At 70.4% G+C, this 18,561-nt stretch carries 20 protein-coding genes and 1 tRNA gene; 10 read left to right on the top strand and 11 right to left on the bottom strand.

All coding sequences use genetic code 11. The annotated features are described in order from the left end of the window. Positions 1 to 8: 8 nt before the first annotated feature. The 8 genes from OF850_RS03260 to OF850_RS03225 all read right to left on the bottom strand — a co-directional run bounded on the left by OF850_RS03260 (position 9) and on the right by OF850_RS03225 (position 6,792). Positions 9 to 941: a ribose-phosphate pyrophosphokinase gene (locus tag OF850_RS03260; protein WP_301588301.1), complete on the bottom strand. Its 933-nt coding sequence runs from the start codon at positions 939 to 941 to the stop codon at positions 9 to 11. A gap of 69 nt (positions 942 to 1,010) precedes the next feature. Continuing rightward, positions 1,011 to 1,874 (bottom strand): hypothetical protein, encoded by an 864-nt coding sequence (locus OF850_RS03255; RefSeq protein ID WP_301588300.1) that lies wholly within the window; start codon positions 1,872 to 1,874, stop codon positions 1,011 to 1,013. Further along, positions 1,871 to 2,602, bottom strand: coding sequence for a peptidoglycan editing factor PgeF (gene pgeF / locus OF850_RS03250; protein ID WP_301588299.1), 732 nt, complete (start codon positions 2,600 to 2,602; stop codon positions 1,871 to 1,873). Before pgeF ends, OF850_RS03255 begins: the two co-directional genes overlap by 4 nt. Continuing rightward, positions 2,599 to 3,576 (bottom strand): class I SAM-dependent methyltransferase, encoded by a 978-nt coding sequence (locus OF850_RS03245; protein WP_301588298.1) that lies wholly within the window; start codon positions 3,574 to 3,576, stop codon positions 2,599 to 2,601. Before OF850_RS03245 ends, pgeF begins: the two co-directional genes overlap by 4 nt. Further along, a complete protein-coding gene (lgt, locus tag OF850_RS03240; RefSeq protein WP_301588296.1) occupies positions 3,576 to 4,349 on the bottom strand; it encodes a prolipoprotein diacylglyceryl transferase in 774 nt (257 codons plus the stop codon). Before lgt ends, OF850_RS03245 begins: the two co-directional genes overlap by 1 nt. A 51-nt stretch (positions 4,350 to 4,400) precedes the next feature. Then, the gene (gene mepA / locus OF850_RS03235; protein WP_301588294.1) at positions 4,401 to 5,231 is read right to left on the bottom strand and encodes a penicillin-insensitive murein endopeptidase; all 831 of its coding nucleotides are present in this window, start codon (positions 5,229 to 5,231) and stop codon (positions 4,401 to 4,403) included. A 27-nt stretch (positions 5,232 to 5,258) separates the two neighbouring features. Beyond that, positions 5,259 to 5,348: transfer RNA gene (locus OF850_RS03230), tRNA-Ser, on the bottom strand. A gap of 43 nt (positions 5,349 to 5,391) precedes the next feature. Next, a complete protein-coding gene (locus OF850_RS03225; RefSeq protein ID WP_301588293.1) occupies positions 5,392 to 6,792 on the bottom strand; it encodes an MmgE/PrpD family protein in 1,401 nt (466 codons plus the stop codon). Between OF850_RS03225 and OF850_RS03220 the strand changes: the two genes are divergently transcribed. From OF850_RS03220 to mazG, 9 genes are all read left to right on the top strand, one after another. Further along, positions 6,779 to 7,870, top strand: coding sequence for a lytic murein transglycosylase (locus tag OF850_RS03220; protein WP_368044670.1), 1,092 nt, complete (start codon positions 6,779 to 6,781; stop codon positions 7,868 to 7,870). The genes OF850_RS03225 and OF850_RS03220 overlap by 14 nt on opposite strands. Beyond that, on the top strand, positions 7,867 to 8,745 hold the full coding sequence (locus tag OF850_RS03215; protein ID WP_301588292.1) for an RlpA-like double-psi beta-barrel domain-containing protein: 879 nt from the start codon (positions 7,867 to 7,869) through the stop codon (positions 8,743 to 8,745). The genes OF850_RS03220 and OF850_RS03215 overlap by 4 nt, the downstream gene beginning before the upstream one ends. 22 nt (positions 8,746 to 8,767) lie before the next feature. Continuing rightward, positions 8,768 to 9,976 carry a D-alanyl-D-alanine carboxypeptidase family protein gene (locus OF850_RS03210; RefSeq protein ID WP_301588291.1) on the top strand — a complete coding sequence of 403 codons (1,209 nt, stop codon included), beginning with the start codon at positions 8,768 to 8,770 and terminating at the stop codon, positions 9,974 to 9,976. Continuing rightward, a complete protein-coding gene (gene tmk / locus OF850_RS03205) occupies positions 9,973 to 10,575 on the top strand; it encodes a dTMP kinase (RefSeq protein WP_301588288.1) in 603 nt (200 codons plus the stop codon). The genes OF850_RS03210 and tmk overlap by 4 nt, the downstream gene beginning before the upstream one ends. Beyond that, the gene (locus tag OF850_RS03200; protein WP_301588287.1) at positions 10,565 to 11,560 is read left to right on the top strand and encodes a DNA polymerase III subunit delta'; all 996 of its coding nucleotides are present in this window, start codon (positions 10,565 to 10,567) and stop codon (positions 11,558 to 11,560) included. The genes tmk and OF850_RS03200 overlap by 11 nt, the downstream gene beginning before the upstream one ends. 11 nt (positions 11,561 to 11,571) lie before the next feature. Beyond that, positions 11,572 to 13,080: a methionine--tRNA ligase gene (gene metG / locus OF850_RS03195; RefSeq protein ID WP_301588285.1), complete on the top strand. Its 1,509-nt coding sequence runs from the start codon at positions 11,572 to 11,574 to the stop codon at positions 13,078 to 13,080. After that, positions 13,077 to 13,850: a TatD family hydrolase gene (locus OF850_RS03190; RefSeq protein ID WP_301588284.1), complete on the top strand. Its 774-nt coding sequence runs from the start codon at positions 13,077 to 13,079 to the stop codon at positions 13,848 to 13,850. Before metG ends, OF850_RS03190 begins: the two co-directional genes overlap by 4 nt. Before the next feature lie 39 nt (positions 13,851 to 13,889). Continuing rightward, a complete protein-coding gene (locus tag OF850_RS03185) occupies positions 13,890 to 14,693 on the top strand; it encodes an MBL fold metallo-hydrolase (RefSeq protein WP_301588283.1) in 804 nt (267 codons plus the stop codon). 186 nt (positions 14,694 to 14,879) lie between these two features. Further along, positions 14,880 to 15,683, top strand: a complete 804-nt coding sequence (mazG, locus tag OF850_RS03180; protein WP_301588282.1) for a nucleoside triphosphate pyrophosphohydrolase — start codon at positions 14,880 to 14,882, stop codon at positions 15,681 to 15,683. Positions 15,684 to 15,687: 4 nt separating this feature from the next. On the opposite strand, the gene OF850_RS03175 is transcribed toward mazG, so the two are convergent. After that, entirely contained in the window at positions 15,688 to 16,440 is a 753-nt protein-coding gene (locus tag OF850_RS03175; RefSeq protein WP_301588280.1) for an NUDIX hydrolase, read from the bottom strand. A 37-nt stretch (positions 16,441 to 16,477) separates the two neighbouring features. Next, entirely contained in the window at positions 16,478 to 17,458 is a 981-nt protein-coding gene (locus tag OF850_RS03170; protein WP_301588278.1) for a Bug family tripartite tricarboxylate transporter substrate binding protein, read from the bottom strand. A gap of 108 nt (positions 17,459 to 17,566) precedes the next feature. Between OF850_RS03170 and OF850_RS03165 the strand changes: the two genes are divergently transcribed. Then, the gene (locus OF850_RS03165) at positions 17,567 to 18,286 is read left to right on the top strand and encodes a DUF1028 domain-containing protein (RefSeq protein ID WP_301588276.1); all 720 of its coding nucleotides are present in this window, start codon (positions 17,567 to 17,569) and stop codon (positions 18,284 to 18,286) included. Here OF850_RS03165 and OF850_RS03160 read toward each other — a convergent pair. Beyond that, complete coding sequence (locus tag OF850_RS03160) at positions 18,263 to 18,544, bottom strand: accessory factor UbiK family protein (RefSeq protein ID WP_301588275.1); 282 nt, start codon at positions 18,542 to 18,544, stop codon at positions 18,263 to 18,265. The genes OF850_RS03165 and OF850_RS03160 overlap by 24 nt on opposite strands. Positions 18,545 to 18,561: the final 17 nt, after the last annotated feature.

Raw genomic sequence — 18,561 nt, 5'->3', positions numbered from 1 at the left:
GCCGACCCCTAGTCGAAGAGCGAGGAGACGGACGCTTCTTCGCTGATCCGGCGCATCGCCTCGGCCAGGAGAGGGGCAATGGGGATCTGGCGGATGTTCTCCGCCTGCTGCACCGCCTCGGTCGCCGCGATCGAGTCGGTCACCACCATCGCCTCGATCGGCGCGTCGGCGATGCGCTGCACCGCGGCGCCCGAAAGCACGCCATGGGTGACATAGGCTGAGACGGAGCGGGCGCCGTTCTTCATCAACGCGGCTGCGGCGTTGCAATGCGTCCCGCCGCTGTCGCAGATGTCGTCGATGATGATGCAGTCGCGGCCCGACACGTCGCCGATCACGTTCATCACCTCGGACACGCCGGCTTGCGGGCGGCGCTTGTCGATGATCGCAAGGTCGGTGTTGAGGCGCTGGGCGATGACGCGGGCACGCACCACGCCACCCACGTCGGGCGAGACGATCATCAGGTCGCGCCCCGCGTAGCGACTCTGGATGTCGCGCGCAAAGAGCGGCGCGGCGTAGAGATTGTCCACCGGGATGTCGAAGAAGCCCTGGATCTGCCCCGCATGCAGGTCCAGCGTCAGCACCCGGTCCGCCCCGGCCTGGGTGATGAGGTTCGCGACGAGCTTGGCGCTGATCGGCGTGCGCGGTCCGCTCTTCCGGTCCTGACGGGCATAGCCAAAATACGGCACCACCGCCGTCACCCGCCGTGCCGAGGAGCGGCGCAGCGCGTCGAGCGTGATCAGCAGCTCCATCAGGTGGTCGTTGGCGGGGTAGGAGGTGGACTGGATGACGAAGACGTCCTCGCCGCGGATGTTCTCATGGATCTCCACGAAAATTTCCATGTCGGCGAAGCGGCGCACCGAGGCGTCGGTCAGCTTCAGCCCGAGTATGTCGGCGACGGCCTGCGCGAGGGGCCGGTTGCTGTTGCAGGCGACGATCTTCATCGGGCGGGGGCTTTTCCTTGCGGGGCCTTGGGCGGCACGGCGGACGGATACAGGCGCCGCGCCGGCCCTTCAACCGGGGGAGGAGGCATTGCGGATGATCTGCAGGATGCCGCCGGCGGCCTCCTGGGCGGCGGCATAGGCGACATCGCCCCAGAAACGGTCCAGGGACCCGGCGCGGACCTCGTTCAGTTGCAACACCCGTCCCAGCTCGTGGCCATCCCGGCGGGAAACGATCCACTGGATCTCCACGCGCTGGTTGCCCGGCGTGCCGGCCACCACCGAGACCTCCGCGGTGACGGCATGGTTCGCGCCCTCGGCCAGGTCCTGCACCACGTAGCCGCGGGTGGACAGGAACTCCCGCAGTCGGTTGGTCAGGGCGTTGTTGCCGTCGCCCGGGGCGCCACGCACCGGGATCAGCCGCAGCCGGGGCGGGCCGCTGGCGATGGCGTCCGGCGTGGCGCTGGCCCGCGCAGCCTGGATGCCGAGCAGGATCTGCGTCACCCTGGGGGCGCCTTGCGCCGCGATGGCGCGGAGCGTGGCCGGATCCCCCGTCGTCCAGGCGCGGGCCGGAACGGGGGTGGTGGAGACGGCGCCCTGCTCCCGCCCATCCGCGTCGGTGATGACCAGGCGTGGCCGCACCGTGCCCCCCGAGGACTCGGCGCGCATCAGGAGGCGCCAATCCAGCGGAAGCGGCGTCTCGGTCGCGGCGGCCGGCACGTCCTGCGCCTGCAAGGCGGCCGCCAGTTCGTCGGCGACGAGGCGTGCCCCTGCGTCGCTCAACAAGGCCTCGGGCGGCGGCGGGACGGCGATACGGATCGCGAGCGGGACCGAAAGGCGCGGCGCCAGCCCACCCGGCCGCCCGCGATGCGGGCGCGGAATGTCGGCGCAGGCAGCCAAGGTACCCAGCGCGCCCAGGAGGAAAGCACGCCTCATGCCGCGATCGCCGAGATCTGGTGTCCGAGCGGCCCGCCGCCGGCGAGGGTCCGCCGGCGGTGCGAGAAGAACCGCGCCTCATCCGAAAGCGTGTCCAATCCCATCACCGCCACCTCTGCGACGCCACCGAGGCGCGATGCGCAATATCCAGCGAGGTCGAACTGCCAGTGCTCCGCGTCTCGGCCGGGCGCGAGGAAGCCCGGGTCGCCCACCGCCTCGTAAAGGTCACGCCCGACCTCATAGGAAGGCTGAGCGATGCACGGACCGACGACGGCACGGATGCGGTCGCGCCGGGCGCCCAGCCCCTCCATCGCGGCAAGGGTCGCCTCCAGCACGCCGCCCACCGCGCCGCGCCAGCCGGCATGGGCAGCGCCGACCACCCGCGCCTCGGGATCCGCGAACAGGACCGGCGCGCAATCGGCGGTGATGACGCCCAGCGCCACGTCCGGCTTGGCGCAGACCATGGCGTCGGCCTCGGGCAGCACATCCCAACCTAGCGCGGCGTCCACGACGCGGGGGCCATGGACCTGCCGTAGCGCACGCAGCGCCCGGGCACGGAGGACGGTGCGCACCCTTTCACGGTTCTCCGCCACCGCGTCGGGGTCATCCTCGCTCCGCAGGCCGCAGTTGAGGCTGGCATAGGCGCCCTGCGACACCCCGCCGCGTCGGGTGAAGAACCCATGGGAAAAGCCGGAAAGGGCGGGGTGGGTCAGGAACTCGGGTGTCACTCGCGGAATCCCTCCAGGGGTGGCAGGCCGGGATGGGTCAGGGCCAGGGATTTGAACAGGCGCCCCATGCCTTCTGGCGCCACGAGGCGCTGCGCCGCGCCGAGCAGGTTGCGGGCATGGAAGGGCTCGACTCTCGCCAGCATGGCAGAGCGCGAAACGAGGCCGAGGCGCTGAAGGAACAAGCCCATTGGAACCGGGCCCTGTGCCGTCGCTCCCGCTTTTGCCGCGGCAGCAGCGAAGGCCGCGAAATCCACATGCGCGGTGACGTCCACCGCACCCGGATCGGCCAGCGGGTCGGCCGGCTTTCCGGCCTTCATCGCCTGGAGGCTGTCGCCAAGCCCGCTTTCCCCCGGTCCGTAGTCGAGGAAGAGGGCCACCCCCCCTTCACGCGCCAGCCGCGCGCCAAGATGGGCGGCGATGGAAAGGCCCGGCTCGCAACGTTCCTTCACGCTGCCCTCAGGGGCCCCACCCCAATCCTCCTCGGTTGGGCATTCGACGAACTGGCCTTCGGACACCCAGCGTTCCCTCCAGACGCCCTCGCGGCGGATGAACTGGCGGATCGGCAGCGCGTCCAGGAACTCGTTGCCCAGAAGGACCAGCGGGCCACCCGGCAGATCCTCGATGCGGTCGTGCCAAGCGGACACGCGTGCGCCCATGCGGCCCTTCTGCATGGCGCGAAGCACGGGCGAAGTCTCGACCAGATGGATCTCGGCGGCCGAGGCGAAGGCGGGGACCATCTGCTCGACGGCGCGCAGGGCGTCCTGGATCAGCGTGCCTCGGCCGGGGCCGCATTCCGCCCAGACCACGCGCGCAGGACGGCCCATCGCCTCCCAGGCCAGGGCAGACCAGAGGCCGAGGCACTCGCCGAAAGCCTGGGTCATTTCGGGCGCGGTGGTGAAATCCGCGCCGATCCCGGCACCATGGCCGTAATAGGCCGCGGAAGCGCGGGCAAGGAACGCGTCCAGCCGCTCCATCAAGCGACGCGTCGCGCGCGAAGCATCAGGAACAGCCCCAGCGCGACCATGGGAATGGAAAGAAGCTGGCCCATGGTCGCCCCGGCGAAGAGGAAGCCCAGATGCGCGTCCGGCTCGCGGAACACCTCGCCGACGAGGCGCGCGACGCCGTACCCCGCGATCATCGCGCCGGCCAGGAAGCCGCGCTTGGCGCGGATGCCAGGCGTGAACCAGAGCGCCCAAAGCAACGCGGAAAGGGCAAGCCCTTCCAGCCCCGCCTGATAAAGCTGCGACGGGTGGCGGGGCACGCCGAGCGGGTCATGCGGAAATACCATCGCCCAGGGAACGTCCGAGGGCCGCCCCCACAACTCGCCATTCACGAAATTCGCCAGCCGCCCGAAGAAGATGCCGATCGGCACGACGATCGCGACCCGGTCGCCGAAAAGCAGCGTGTCCAGCTTGTTGCGATGGGTGAAGATCAGCGTCGCCAGGATCACGCCCAGCGCGCCGCCGTGGAAGCTCATGCCGCCCTGCCAGAGCGCCAGCGCCTCCATCGGGTTCTGGAGGTAGTAGCCCGGCCGGTAGAACAGCACGTAGCCCAGCCGCCCACCCAGGATGATGGCGAGGGTGATCCAGGTCACGTAGTCGTCCACTTGCTGTGCGGTGGCGGCGCGAGGCTCCGCCTCGACGAGGCGCCGAGCCACGCGCCAGCCGATCACGATTCCGGCGATATAGGCCAGCGCATACCAGCGAATGGCGAAGGGTCCGATCTGGAGCGCGACAGGGTCGATCATGCGCCGGGAGGCGTAGCCCGGTCCGGCCGCGCAAGGAAGCCGCGCCGCGCTTCAGCGTGCGCGGAAGACGGGCCCGCAGGCCGGCGGCAGGGCTGGGGGCGGACCCGGAGCGCGGGGTGGGGAAGGGGGGCGGCGCGCCTCGTCGCTCAGCCACCAATCCAGCGACGCGTCGCAGCCATCGCCGGCCGGGATGGGCGGGCCTTCCTGGCATTCCGGGCTTCCAGCGGGGCAGCGCAAGCGGACATGCATGTGGCTGTCATGCCCGCGCCAGGGCCGCACGCGGCGCAGCCAAGCCTCGCCGCCATGGACGGTGCAGAGCGAGCGCTTGATGCCGTGATTCACCAGCACGCGGTCCACGTTGGGCAGTTCGGCCGCCAGTCTAATCAGCCGGGCGTGGGCGGCGGTGAAGCGATTCGGGTCTGCCCCAGACTGGTCCGGGAGGACGAGCGACGCGACCGGCCAATCCTCGCGCTGGGCGCGGGAAAGCGGCGGGCGCGGATTGACGTCGAGCCACACGTCGAAATCCAGGCCCGATTGATGGCTGGCGTGTCCAAAGGGCATCGGGCCGCCGCGTGGCTGCGCGACATCGCCGATCAGCAGGTCCGGAAGCCCGGCGCTCCGCGCGCGCTGCGCCAGGGTGCGGATACCGCGGATCGTCTCGGGATGGCCCCAGTTCCGGTTGCGCGACAGGCGCACGGCTTGCCACGCGGGCCCTTCCGGCGGCAGCGCCTCCCCGCCCGCTAGGCAGCCCAGTGCGGTGGTGCCGATGACCCGTGCGGGGCCGGCGGAAGGCGCCTGGTGCGCCGCCCAGGAAGAGGCCGGCTGCGCCAGGGTCGGCCCCCCCGCGAGGGCCAGAAGGAATGCGAGGGCAAAGGGGCGCATGGGGGCGGGCCTCGGGCGAGTGCGGTCTGGCGGGCAGGGTGGGATTCGAACCCACGGTGGGCGTGAACCCACGCCGGTTTTCAAGACCGGTGCCTTAAACCGCTCGGCCACCTGCCCGGGCGCGAAGGCTTAGGACGCCGCGCGCTTCCTGCCCAGGCCCCTACTCGCCCGCGAGGCGGACAGGCTGCAGCGGCGCGCCCAGGCGCAGCATCGCGTGCACATCCTGTGCCTTGTCGAGGGTCAGAATCGCATCGGCCAGCTGGACCGCACGCTCGTGCCCTAGCACAGCATCGGCGAGGCCATGGAACTTCGCGCGGAGTTCGTCCTCGGTCAGGAAGTTCGACGGCTCGCCCTTCGGCACCTTCACGAACTTCGTGAAGACCTGGCCGCGGGCGCGCACGGTCAGCTTGCCGGACATGTTGGCCGGGAACTCGGCCTGCACCTCCGGATCCTCCTCGGTCGTGACCTTGGGCATCAGGGTGCGAAGCTCGGCCTCGTCCATGCGGGCGTAGCTGTCCCAGCCGAAAAGCCCGTGCGCCAGGGCGCAGGACACCACGAAGGGACCGGAGAACTGGCCATCCACCACGTTCTTCGGGTGCTGCTTGTATTCAAGCGGCGCGCCGACCAGCAGCATGCCCTTGTTCGGCAGGCCCATTGTGACGGACTCGATTTCCGCCGCCTTCAGCCCGTGCTCGGCGCGCAACGCCAGGGCCGCGTCCACGCAGGCATGGCCGTACCGGCAGGAAGGGTACGGCTTCACCGCCGTCTCCATCAGCTCGTACTCCTCGCCCAGGCCGCGCAATGCGCGCTCCGGGGTGGGGTTCGGGGCGTAGGCACGCAAGAATCCGGCCTTGCCCTCCAGCGCCTCGGCGGCGCCGCGGAAACCCTCGCGCGCCGTCAGCGCGGCGGCCAGCCCGGCCATGGAGGCCCAGCCCACCTGGAAGCGCTTGGTCCAGGCGCCATTGGCCAGGAACTGCAGCGACCCGGCCGCCTGGGACAGGGCGATCCCCAGCGCATCCTCGATTTGCGCTGCGGACAGCCCGAGCACGCGCCCCGCCGCCGCCGCCGCGCCGAAGGCGCCGCAGGTCGCGGTGGGGTGGTAGCCTCGGTCGTAATGGTCGCCGGCCGGCATGGCGACGGACAGGCGGTTGGTCACCTCATACCCGGCCACCACGGCGGCAATGATGTCGGCGCCCTTGGCCCCGGCGATCTCCGCGGCCGCTAGGGCTGCCGGGATGACCGGCGCGCCGGGGTGCAGCGTCCCGGCGGCATGCGTGTCGTCGAAATCCAGCGAATGGGCAAAGGCGCCGTTCAGCAGTGCGGCGCCGAGCGGTGAGACGCGCGCCGCCTCGCCCAGCACGGCGTGCTGGCCCTGCATCAGCCCCATGGCCCGCGCGGCGGCGAGGAGCGGGGCGCTGCTTTCCGCATCATGGCGTCCGCGCAGCATGTTTCCCGCGAGGTCGAGGAGGAGGAACCGCGTCCGCGCCTCCACCTCGGCCGGAAGGTCGGCATGGCGGATGCCGGCGGCGTAGGCGGCGAAACGTTGCGTGAGCGCGACCATGGGCGGGTTCCTCCGTTCGCCGCCCAAGGTGCGCCAGGCTTTTGCCAAGATCAACACGCGGACCGTGAAGGCTTCCGTTGCCGCCCTCGACGGAGCGTGGCAGGAAGCGCCCATGCTGACCCGACGTGCCCTGGCCGCCCTTCCCCTGGCGGCGGCGGCGAGCCCCGCCCTGGCCCAGGGCTCCTTCGCATCCTTCCTGGAAGGCGTGCGCACCGAGGCGCGGCGTGGCGGCGTGTCGCCGCAGACGCTGAGTCGCGCCTTGGCCAATCTCCGCCCCAATGATCGGGTTCTGGAACTGGACCGCCGACAGGCCGAGTTCACCCAGACCTGGTCGCAGTACCGCGACGCGCGCCTCTCTACGACACGGATCGAGAATGGCCGCCGCGCCTTCGCGGAGAACCGGGCCCTCCTCCAGGCCATCCACTCGCGCTTCCGCGTGGATCCGCGCGCGGTGGTGGGCATCTGGGGGATGGAAACCTCCTATGGCGGCTTCACCGGCAATTTCAACGTGATCGAGGCGCTGGCGACCCTGGCCTGGGAAGGGCGCCGCGCCGCCTTCTTTCGCGCCGAACTCCTCGCCGCCCTGCGCATCCTTGATGCCGGCAACATCAGCGTGGAGCGGATGCGCGGCTCCCATGCCGGCGCGATGGGCCACCCGCAATTCATGCCGACCTCCTTCGAAAGACTGGCGGTGGATTTCGACGGAGACGGCCGCAAGGACATCTGGGACAGCCGCGCCGACGCGCTTGGCTCCATCGCCAACTATCTTTCCCGCTCCGGCTGGCGCGACGGCGAGCCCTGGGGCTTCGAGGTGTCGCTTCCCAACAGCCTCAGCGCCGAGGGCCTGGACCACCGCACCATGCGATCCATGGTGGACTGGGCACGGGCGGGCGTGAGGCAATGGGATGGCAGCCTGCTGCCCGGCTACGAGGGCGAATGGGCCGTCGTCGTCCCCGGCTACTCGCGCGGCGAGGGGCAGAGCTTCATCGTTGGTCGCAACTTCATGGCCATCCGCCGCTACAACCCCTCGAACTTCTACGCGACCGCGGTAGGGATGCTGGCGGACCGCGTGGGATGAAGCGCGTCCTGGCGGGGCTCGCCGCCCTCGCGCTCCTGGCCTCGTGCGGGCGGCCCCCGCCGCCCGGGCCAGAGGCCCGTCCGCGCTACGTGGTGGGCGAGGGCTACAATCTCGGCGGGCAGTGGTCCTACCCGCGCGAGGATTGGAGCCTCGACCAGACCGGCATCGCCGAGACCATGCCGCGCCGCGCCGGGCTGACCGCGAATGGCGAACGCCACGACGCCTCCGCGCTGGTGGCAGCGCACCGCACCCTGCCGCTGCCCTCGATCGTCACCGTCACAAACCTAGAGAACGGACGCAGCCTGCGCGTGCGCGTCCATGACCGGGGGCCGGAGCGGGCAGGGCGCGTCATCGCCGTCTCACCGCGCGCCACCGAACTCCTCGGCGCCCGCGGACCCTTCCAGGCGAGGGTGACGGCGGATCAGGGCGCCTCGCGCCTCGCGGGCTCCGGGCTCGAAGGACACGCGCCGGCCCTCGCGATCGCCGCCGCGCCGGTCGGCCGGGTCGAACGGGAATCCCTTGCCGCGCCGGAGGGCGCCCGCGTGGCCGCGCCGCGTGCCGAGACCGTCCGCCCCGCCAACGCGGCCGAGACGGCCGTGGCCGTCCCGCCGCCCGAGCGCCTGCCGGAACAGGTAACCCAGGGCGCCCCCATGCCCGGCCGGCTGTGGACCGAGGCGGGCAGCTTCTTCCGTGCCGACTTCGCGCGAACCCAGGCCGCGCGCCTCGGCATGCGGGCGGAGCCCTTCGGACCGGCGGGCCGGCAGCAGGTCTGGCGCGTGCGCGGCGGGCCCTACGCGACGCTGGCGGAAGCCGACGAGGCCTTTGCCCGCGCGCTGCGTGCTGGTCAGCAAGAACTCCGTCTTGTGGTGGAGTAGCCGGCCGGCGTAAGCCTCCGCCATGCCGTCCCGCCGCCTCCTCCTCGCCGGTCTGTCCCTGCCGCTCGCCGCCCCGGCCCTCGCGCAGCAGCGCGGCGGCCCGCAGCGGCCCGCGGCGCGCGGACCCACGCCCCAACCGACCACGCCCGCCAACTCGCCGCTCGGCCCGGTGGACACGGCGGCGCGCTTCGCCTTGCTGATCGATTTCGAGACGGGCGCGACGTTGCTGGAGAAGGGTTCGGAGCAGTCCATGCCGCCCGCCTCTATGTCGAAGCTCATGACCATGTACGTGGTCTTCGACATGATCCGCAAAGGCCGCTTGGCCATGGACCAGCTCCTCCCAGTCAGCGAGGCGGCCTGGCGCATGGGCGGCTCCAAGATGTTCGTCGACCTGAACACCACGGTGAGCGTCGAGAACCTGGCGCGCGGCGTCATCATCCAGTCGGGCAACGATGCCTGCGTCGTCTTCGCGGAGGCGATCGCGGGCTCCGAACGCGCCTTTGCCGACCTCATGAACCAGCAGGCGCGGGAAATCGGCCTCACGGGCTCGAACTTCCGCAACAGCACCGGCTGGCCGGACCCCGAGCACCGGATGACGCCGCGCGACCTCGCGACGCTTGCGCGCCGCATCATCCTCGACTTCCCGGATCACTACCGCCTGTATTCCGAACGCTCCTTTCGCTGGCACAACATCACCCAGGAAAACCGGAACCCGATCCTGGGCCGCGTTCCGGGCGGCGATGGCCTCAAGACCGGCCACACGGAGGAGGCGGGCTACGGCCTCACAGCCAGCGCCAAGCGCGGCGACCGGCGCCTGATCCTCGTCGTCTCGGGCCTTCCCACCATGCGCGCGCGGGCCGAGGAGAGCGAGCGCCTCCTCGAATGGGGTTTCCGCGAGTTCGAGAATGTCGTGCTGTTCCGCGCCGAGGACACGATCGAGGAAGTGCCGGTGCATCTCGGTGGGCGCCGCACCGTGCCGCTGGTGGGCGGCCGCGACGTGGTGGCGACGCTGCCGCGCGGTTGGCGCAACGGCATGCAGGCGCGGCTGCGCTACGACGCGCCCGTCCGCGCGCCGGTGGCGAAGGGCCAGGAGCTCGGCCGCCTCGAAGTTTCCGGGCGCGGCGTGCCGGAGATGAGCCTTCCGCTCTATGCCGGCGCGGACGTGGAGCGGCTTGGCCTTGTGTCGCGCATCCCGGCGGTGCTCGGCCGCATGGTCGGCGGGGGCACTTGAAGGGTCGCTTCGTCACGCTGGAAGGCGGGGAGGGTGCGGGCAAGACGACCCAGGGCGGGCGCCTCGCCGCCGCGCTCTGCGCGCGAGGCCTTCCGGTGATGCGCACGCGCGAGCCCGGCGGATCGTTCCGCGCGGAGGCGCTGCGCAGCTTCATCCTGTCCCAGGGCGGCTGGGATCCGCTGGCCGAGATGGCACTGCATTTCGCCGCGCGCCGCGAGCACTGGTCGCGCCTGATCCGTCCGGCGCTGGAGGCCGGGATCACCGTGATCTGCGACCGATTCCACGACAGCACCTTTGCGTACCAAGTGGCCGGGCAGGGTGGCGACGCCGGAGCCTTCGAGGCACTTCGCCATGCCCTCGTCCCCGACGCCGTACCGGATGCGACGATCCTGCTCGACATCCCGCCACAGGCCGGCCTGTCCCGCGCCCGCGACGCCAATCGCTACGAGGCGATGGGGCCGGAGTTCCACGCGCGAGTCCGCGAGGGTTTCCTCCGGCGCGCATCGGCCGAGCCGGACCGCATCGCCGTGCTGGACGCCACCCGGCCGCAGGCGGAGGTGACGGAAGCGGCGTTGCGGCGGGTTCTCCATGGCGCCTGAGCCACGCGCCAATCCGGTCCTGTTCGGCCATGACGGCGCGGCCGCTGCCCTGGCTGCCGGGGCCCGCTCCGGTCGCCTGGCCCATGCATGGCTCGTCACCGGGCAGCCGGGCGTGGGCAAGGCGACACTGTGCTGGCGCTTTGCCCGCTGGCTGCTCGCCGGGATGCCGCGGGACGAGGGGGGCGAGACGGCACTCCACCTTCCGGAATCGGATCCGGTCTTCCGCCGCGTCAGCGCCTCGGGCCACCCGGATGTCCTTCTGCTGGCCCCGGCGCAGGAAGCCGGCAAGCGTCGCATCATCAAGGTTGACGAGGCACGCGAGGCCCGGCGCTTCCTTTCGCTGACCGCGGCCGAGGGCGGCTGGCGCACGGTCATCATGGACGAGGTGGAGGCGATGGAGGCCCCCGCCGCCAACACCATCCTCAAGACGCTTGAGGAACCGCCCCCGCGCACAGTGCTCCTGCTCGTCACCGCTGCCCCCGGGCGGCTGCTTCCCACCATCCGGTCCCGATGCCGCCGCCTCGATCTTGCTCCCCTGGAGCCGGACGCGATGCGAAAGGCGCTCAGCGTGCTGGCCCCGGATGCCGACGCGGCGGCGCTGATCCCGCTGGCGAATGGCTCGCCAGGCCGCGCCCTTGCGCTGGCGGAAGGGGAGGGCGTGGAATTGGCGCGCCTCGCCCGCGCGGCCTTGCAGGCCCTGCCGCAATCCGGCGCCGCCGAGGCCCATGCCCTGGCCGACCGAATCGCCGGCCGCGACGCCGCGGGCTTCGCGCCCTTCTTCGATGTCCTGACGCGCGAGCTTCAGGCCGCGCTTCGCGACGCGGCGCGGGGCCGGACGGCACCGCCCTGGCTTGCCCTCCGGCCGTTGCCCGCCTGGGTGGAGGCAGCCTCCTCCCTCCGCCGGCAGGTCGAGGAGGCGGAGCGCCTGTCGCTGGATCGCCGGCAGGCCGTCCTGGTGGCGCTGGACACGCTCCGCCGGGGGTAGCAGAAGGCGCCATGCGCCGCTGCTACCTCACCACGCCGATCTATTACGTCAACGACAAGCCCCATATCGGCCACGCCTACACCTCGCTGGCGGCGGACGTGCTGGCGCGTTGGCGCCGCCTGTCGGGCGATGAGGTCTTCTTCCTCACCGGCACGGACGAGCACGGGCAGAAGGTCGAGAAGGCAGCCCGCGATGCCGGGATGGACCCACAGGCCTTCACCGACCGCGTCTCCACCGCCTTTCGTGACCTGACGGCGACGATGGGCTTCAGCAACGACGCCTTCATCCGCACTACGGAGGAGCGTCACCGCCGCGCCTGCCAGGAATTGTGGAAGCGCCTCGCCGACCGTGGCGAGATCTATCTGGGCGGCTACGAAGGCTGGTACGCGGTGCGTGACGAGGCCTTCTACGGCCCGGACGAGCTGACGGAGCGCGACGGTGTGAAATACGCGCCCTCCGGAGCTCCGGTCGAATGGGTGACGGAGCCCAGCTACTTCTTCCGCCTTTCCGCCTGGCAGGACCGGCTGCTGCGCTTCTACGAGGAGAACCCCGACTTCATCGCGCCGCAAAGCCGCCGCAACGAGGTCATCGCCTTCGTGAAGTCAGGCCTGTCGGACCTTTCGATCAGCCGCACCTCCTTCCGCTGGGGCGTGCCCGTGCCCGGCGACGACGCGCACGTGATGTATGTCTGGTTGGACGCGCTGACCAACTACATTACCGCCCTCGGCTGGCCCGAGGAGGGCGAGGCTTGGAAGTTCTGGCCCGCCGACGTCCATTTCGTCGGCAAGGATATCCTGCGCTTCCACGCCATCTACTGGCCCGCCTTCCTGATGGCGGCGGGCCTCGAGCCGCCCCGGCGGGTCTTTGCCCATGGCTGGTGGACCAATGAGGGGCAGAAGATTTCGAAATCCCTGGGCAACGTGATCGACCCGGTCTCTCTGGTCGAGGAATACGGGCTCGACCCCGTGCGCTACTTCCTTCTGCGCGAGGTGCCCTTCGGCCAGGATGGCGACTTCTCGCGGACCGCCCTTGCCAACCGGACCAATGGGGAACTTGCCGATGTTCTCGGCAATCTCGCAAATCGGACGCTGACGCTGATCCAGAAGAATTGCGAGGCGAAGTTGCCCGCGCCGGCCGCGCCGGAAGGCGAGTTGGGCGCATTGCTGGGTGATCTTCCGGGGCGCGTGGGTGCGCATCTGGAGCGCCAGGATTTCCACTTGGCACTGGAAGCCGCCTTTGCAGCGGCCCGCGCCGCCAACGCCTACATCACCACCGAGGCACCCTGGGCCCTGCGCAAGACCGATCCGGCCCGCATGGCACAGGTCCTCCGTCGCCTCCATGACGCGCTGCGCGTGCTGGCGACGGTGCTTCAGCCCTTCATGCCCGGCACGATGGCGGCGATGCTCGACCAGCTTGGCGTCCCGGCCGAGGCGCGCGGCCTTTCCTCCCTCGCTGAGCCGTTGCCGGAGGGTGATGCCCTGCCACCGCCCGCGCCGCTCTTCAGGAAGATCGAAGCGTGATCGTCGATTCCCACTGCCACCTCGACTATTTCGAGGAGGCCGAACTCCCCGAGATCATCGCCCGCGCTGCGGCCGCGGGCGTCACCCGCATGGTGACCATCGGCACCCATGTCGAACAGGCCGCTTCCGTGAAGGCCCTGGCTGAGCGCCATCCCGAGATCTGGGGCACGGTTGGCGTGCACCCCCACCGGGCGGGCGAAGGGCGGATGCCGACGGTGGAGGAGCTTGTCGCCCTGGCGGACCACCCCCGGGTGATCGGCATCGGGGAAAGCGGCCTGGACTATTTCTACGACAAGTCACCGCGAGAGGTGCAGCGCGAAGGGTTCCGCCGCCACATCCGCGCCGCCCGCGCCGCCTGCGTGCCCCTGGTGGTCCACGCGCGCGACGCGGATGCGGACATCGCCGCCATCCTGCGCGAGGAGCGGGAAGGGGGCGACTTCGCTTTCCTCCTGCACTGCTTCTCCTCCGGCCCGGCTCTGGCGCGCGAGGCGGTGGCCATGGGCGGCTACATTTCCTTCTCTGGCATCCTCACCTTTCCGCGCAGCGGCGAGTTGCGCGCCCTGGCAGCGGAACTCCCCGAGGACCGGCTGCTGGTCGAGACCGACGCGCCATACCTTGCGCCCGCGCCGCATCGTGGAAAGCGCTGCGAGCCGGGCTTCACGGCCTTGACCGCCAAGGTGCTGGCCGAGGCCCGTGGCGCCGGCCTGGAGGCGATCGCCGCGGCGACGACCGATAATTTCCGCCGCCTTTTCCCGCGCGCGGAACTCTAAGCCTCCCCGAATCCGGCTTGCCCTGCCATCACGCAGGGCATGTCTCCCAAGAAGCGCGTTCGCCTGACCCTGCTCGGCACCGGCCCCTCCCAGGGCGTGCCCGCCATTGGCGGCCTCGACGGGCGGGGCGACTGGGGCGCCTGCGACGCGTCCGAACCGCGTAACAGGCGCCGCCGGACATCGGCGCTGCTGACCTGCGAGGGAACGCGCCTCCTCATCGACGCAGGTCCAGACTGCCGGGAACAACTTCTGTCCGCCGGGGCTGCTGGGCTGGATGGCGTGGTCTTCACCCATGCCCATGCCGACCATGTGATGGGCATCGATGAACTGCGGCAGGTGAACCGCAACACGGGCCAAGCTCTTCCGGCTTTTGGATTTCCCGAGACGCTCCGCGAACTGCGGGAACGCTTCGCCTATGCGTTCCGCGGGACGACACCCGGCTTCTTCAGACCGGCATTGGAGGGCAGGGAAGTCGAGCCCGGCGCGACCATTGTCCTAGGAACAATTTCCTTACGCCTGCACGAGCAGGACCATTCGGTCATGAGGACGATGGGCCTAAGATGCGGAAACCTAGCCTATTGTACGGATGTGGTCCGGATGCCGCCTGAGTCTGTGGAGGCGCTGCACGGCGTCGCCACGCTGGTGGTCGGCTGCTTCCGGCTGGCGAGCCATCCAGTGCATGCGGGCCTGGATGAGGTGCTCGCTTGGGCCGAGGCGATCGGGCCGCGCAGGGTCGTGCTGACCCATATGGGGCCGTCCATGGATTGGGCGACGCTGCGGCAGGATCTGCCTTCGGGCGTCGAGCCTGGCTACGACGGCATGGAACTCGACGGCGACCTTTGAGGGCGAAGAAAACCGCTTCGCGGGCGGGGAGGTCCGGGGACCAGCCGCGCAGTTTTCCCACCAGTTTTCCACCACCTTTTCTTTCCATAATCTATCTTATCCGGGAATTCGAAGTGTGGACAACCGGTGGACAGCGCGGAAATCCGGGGCTTTCGGCCCATCCCTTCCCCCTCTACACCCGAGGCTATGAGGCCAGACCCCCAAGCTGAACTCCTCCGTCTTCTGGATGTCATGGCGCGCCTGCGACACCCGGACACGGGCTGTCCCTGGGACCAGGTCCAGGACTTCGCGACCATCGCGCCCTATACGATTGAGGAGGCCTACGAGGTCGCCTCGGCGATCTCGGCCGGGCCTGAACCGGAGACGTTGCTCGAGGAACTCGGAGACCTGCTCTTTCAGGTCGTCTACCACGCTCGCATGGCCGAGGAGCGCGGCTGGTTCGGCTTCGGAGACGTCGCCGCGTCGATCGCGTCGAAGATGATCCGGCGGCACCCGCATGTCTTCGGCGAGGAGGCCAAGCGCGATGCCAGCACCCAGACCGAGGCCTGGGAGCGCCAGAAGGCCGCCGAGCGCGTCGAACGGGCGGAAACCGGGACCTTGTCCGGCGTGGCTTCCTCCCTGCCCGCCCTGACACGCGCCGCGAAGCTGACCAGCCGCGCCGCCCGGGTCGGCTTCGACTGGCCTGACGCCGCTTCGGTCCTGGACAAGCTCGAGGAGGAAGCGGACGAAGTCCGGGCTGAACTCGCCGCGGCCGACCAGGTTCGGCTGAAGGATGAGGTCGGTGATCTGCTCTTTGTCCTCGCCAACCTTGCGCGAAAGCTGGACCTGGATCCGGAGTACTGCCTGGTTGGGGCCAATGCGAAGTTCGAGCGGCGCTTCTCGTCGGTCGAGGCGCAGCTTTCGGCCCAGGGCCGAAGCCCGGCGGAGGCGACATTGGATGAGATGGAAGACCTATGGCGCGCTGCGAAGCAGCGCGAGCGTGAGGCCTGAAGTCCTAGGTCCGCGGTCCTGTCTGGCCCAGCCATCGACCGCCCATCGCGGGCAGATCCTTCGCGGGAAAGAGGGCACCGCCATAGCCGGCATCTTCCGGGATACGCAGCATCACGCCCCCTGCCCCGTCCGATATGGGTTCCGGCGTGACGGTCACGATGGTGCAGTCCCGCGCAGCGGCCAGGGCCTCGGCGGCACTGCCTTGCTTCGCCAGGCGCAGCAGGTTCAGTCGCGTGGCGAAGACAAGACGCCGCTTCCCGGCCTCGGCCTCCGCCACAACGTCGGCGGGCCGGACCCAGACCGCCTCGACCGCCTCATAGCCATCATGGACGGCCTCCTGGTCGTCGGGTGCCTGCGCCAGAAAGAAATGGGTGTCGAAGCGCTTTGGGCTGTAATGCGGGGTGATCCAATGCGCGAAGGGCACCACTGCCCCGACATCCGGGGTCACGTTCCGCTCCTGCAACGCGGCACTGAAGGGCCCAGCGGGCAAAGAGGCCGGCGCGGGGGCGCGGCCGAGGAGGATGCCGCACTCCTCCCAGGCCTCGCGGATCGCGGCGACCTTGAAGGCGCCCAGCGCATCGCCGGGCGGGGCAAGGTGCGAGTCTGCCTCCTCGACCCGGCCACCCGGGAAGACCAGCGCGCCGGAGGCGAAGTCCACCTCCCGCGCCCGGCAGACCATCAACACCTCAAGCCCCACTTCCCCATCCCGGATCAGGAGGATCGTGGCGGCCGGGCGGGGCGTGACGGGGACGGGCATATTCATGTCCGCCACGCTACGCCCGGTGCCGGTCCGGTCAATCCGCCTTGATGTTGGCGTCGCGGATCACCGGCTCCCAGGTTTCGTACTCCCGGCGGATATGGGCGGCGAACTCGGCCGGCGTGCCGCCGACCACGCGCCCGGCCTGCTGACGGAACACCGCCTCCTGTACCTCGGGCATGGCAGCGATCCGCCCGAACACGTCGTTGATCCGCAGGACGAGGCTCCGGTCCATCCCGGCCGGCGCGACGATGCCGTGCCAGACGGACTGGTCAAAGCCCGGCAGTGCCGCGGCAAGGCCCGGCGTGCCAGGCAGAAGCTGCGAGCCCGCCGGTTCGCTGACCGCCACGGCCCGCGCGCGGCCATCGCGGATCATCGCGAGGCCGGAGGAAACAGTGGGGAAGCCGAACTGGGCATCGCCGCGCACCAGTGCCGTCACCATCTCGGCGCCCGAGCGGTACGGCACGTGCACCATCCGGATGCCGGCGCGCTTCAGAAAGAGCTCCATGAACAGGTGCGAGCCATTGCCCGTCCCGGCCGAGGAATAGGTGAAGCCATCCGGCCGCGCCTTCGCCGCGCGCACGATCTCCTCGACGCTCCGCTCCGCGACCGAGGGATGGGCCATCAGCACCCCAGGCAGGTTCACCAGATGGATGATGGGGGTGAAGGCAGTCAGCGGGTCATAGGGCAGGCCCGGGTAAAGAAGGCGCCCGATCGCGTTGGCCCCCATGTCCGCCATCATCAGCACTTGCCCGTCCGGACGCTGCGTCGCCGCGAAGGCCCCGGCGATGGTGCCGCCAGCCCCGGGCCGGTTCTCCACCACCAGGGTCTGGCCGTTGGTGTGCTCGGCAAAGCGGGACGCCACGTTGCGCGAAAGCGTGTCAATGGCCCCGCCCGGCCCGAAGGGGACGATCAGGCGGATTGGCTTGTCCGGCCAGGGCGACTGCGCCAGCGCCGGCGCGGCAAGCAGGGCGCCGCCCGCGAGGGCAAGCCCGCGGCGCGAAAGATTGTGCTGCATCGTCTCCTCCTTTCTTCTTGGGTCGTCAGCCATGCCCGTCCAGCGCCTTGCAGGCAAGCAGGAAGCATGGCCAAGAAGGAACGTCGGCATTTTGGAGGCGGCCCGTCCATGACCTGGTCCCTGCTCGCCCATGAACCTGAGACGGGCGCCTTCGCTGTGGCGGTAGCCACCTGCGCCCTCGCCGTTGGGGCCTCCTGCCCTTTCCTGCGGCGCGGCGTCGGCGCGGTTTCGACGCAATCCATCACCAACCGCTACCTCGGTCCGGCGACGCTCGATGCGATGGAGCGTGGCTTGGCGCCGGCTGCGGCGCTGGAGGCCGCCTTGACCGGTGACGGTGGGCGCGGCCTGCGCCAGCTCCATGCGCTAGATGCCAAGGGTCGTGCCGCAGCGCATACGGGAGAGAATTGCGTCGAGTGGTGCGGCTCCCTCACGGGCCGGGGCTGGTCGATCGCGGGCAACATGCTGGCCGGTCCCGCGACGCTCATCGCGACGCGCGACGCCTTCCTGGCGCATGCCGCCCTGCCTTTGCCGGAGCGCATGCTGCTCGCCCTGCAGGCTGGCGAGACGGCGGGGGGCGACCGGCGCGGGCGCCAATCCGCCGCCATCCAGCTGGTGACGGAGGAGGACTTCCCTGACCTGGACCTGCGCGTGGACGACCACCACGCGCCGCTGGACGAACTGGAGCGCCTCCTGCGCCTATGGCGGCGCGACCGCGAACCGATGCTCAAGCGAGCGCCGCGCCGCGCAAGCCCGTCGGGCGATGCGGATATGGCGGCGATGGAGGCCGCCTGGGCCGCGAAGGGGCTAGACCTCCGCTTCCGGCGCTGACGGCTGGGAAGACGCCAGCTTGGCTTCCAGCGCGGCGATACGCGCCTCCAGCGCCTCCACCTGCTCCCGGGCGCGACGCGCGACTTCCATTGCAGCGTCGAGGTCCTCGGCACGGGCCAGGTCCAGGCGGCTGACCAACGCTTCCGCTTGGGCGCGGGCTACCGCCTCGAACTCCGCCTTCATCCCGCCGAGGAGCGACATCACGCCCCCAGCCACTCCGGCTAGGTCATCGAGCCGCTGCCGTCCATCCTTGAACATTGATTCGCTCCGTTCGT

The organism is Sabulicella glaciei, from assembly GCF_026183895.1.
Lineage (GTDB): Bacteria > Pseudomonadota > Alphaproteobacteria > Acetobacterales > Acetobacteraceae > Roseococcus > Roseococcus glaciei.
This window is presented reverse-complemented; position numbering and strand designations above follow the sequence as displayed.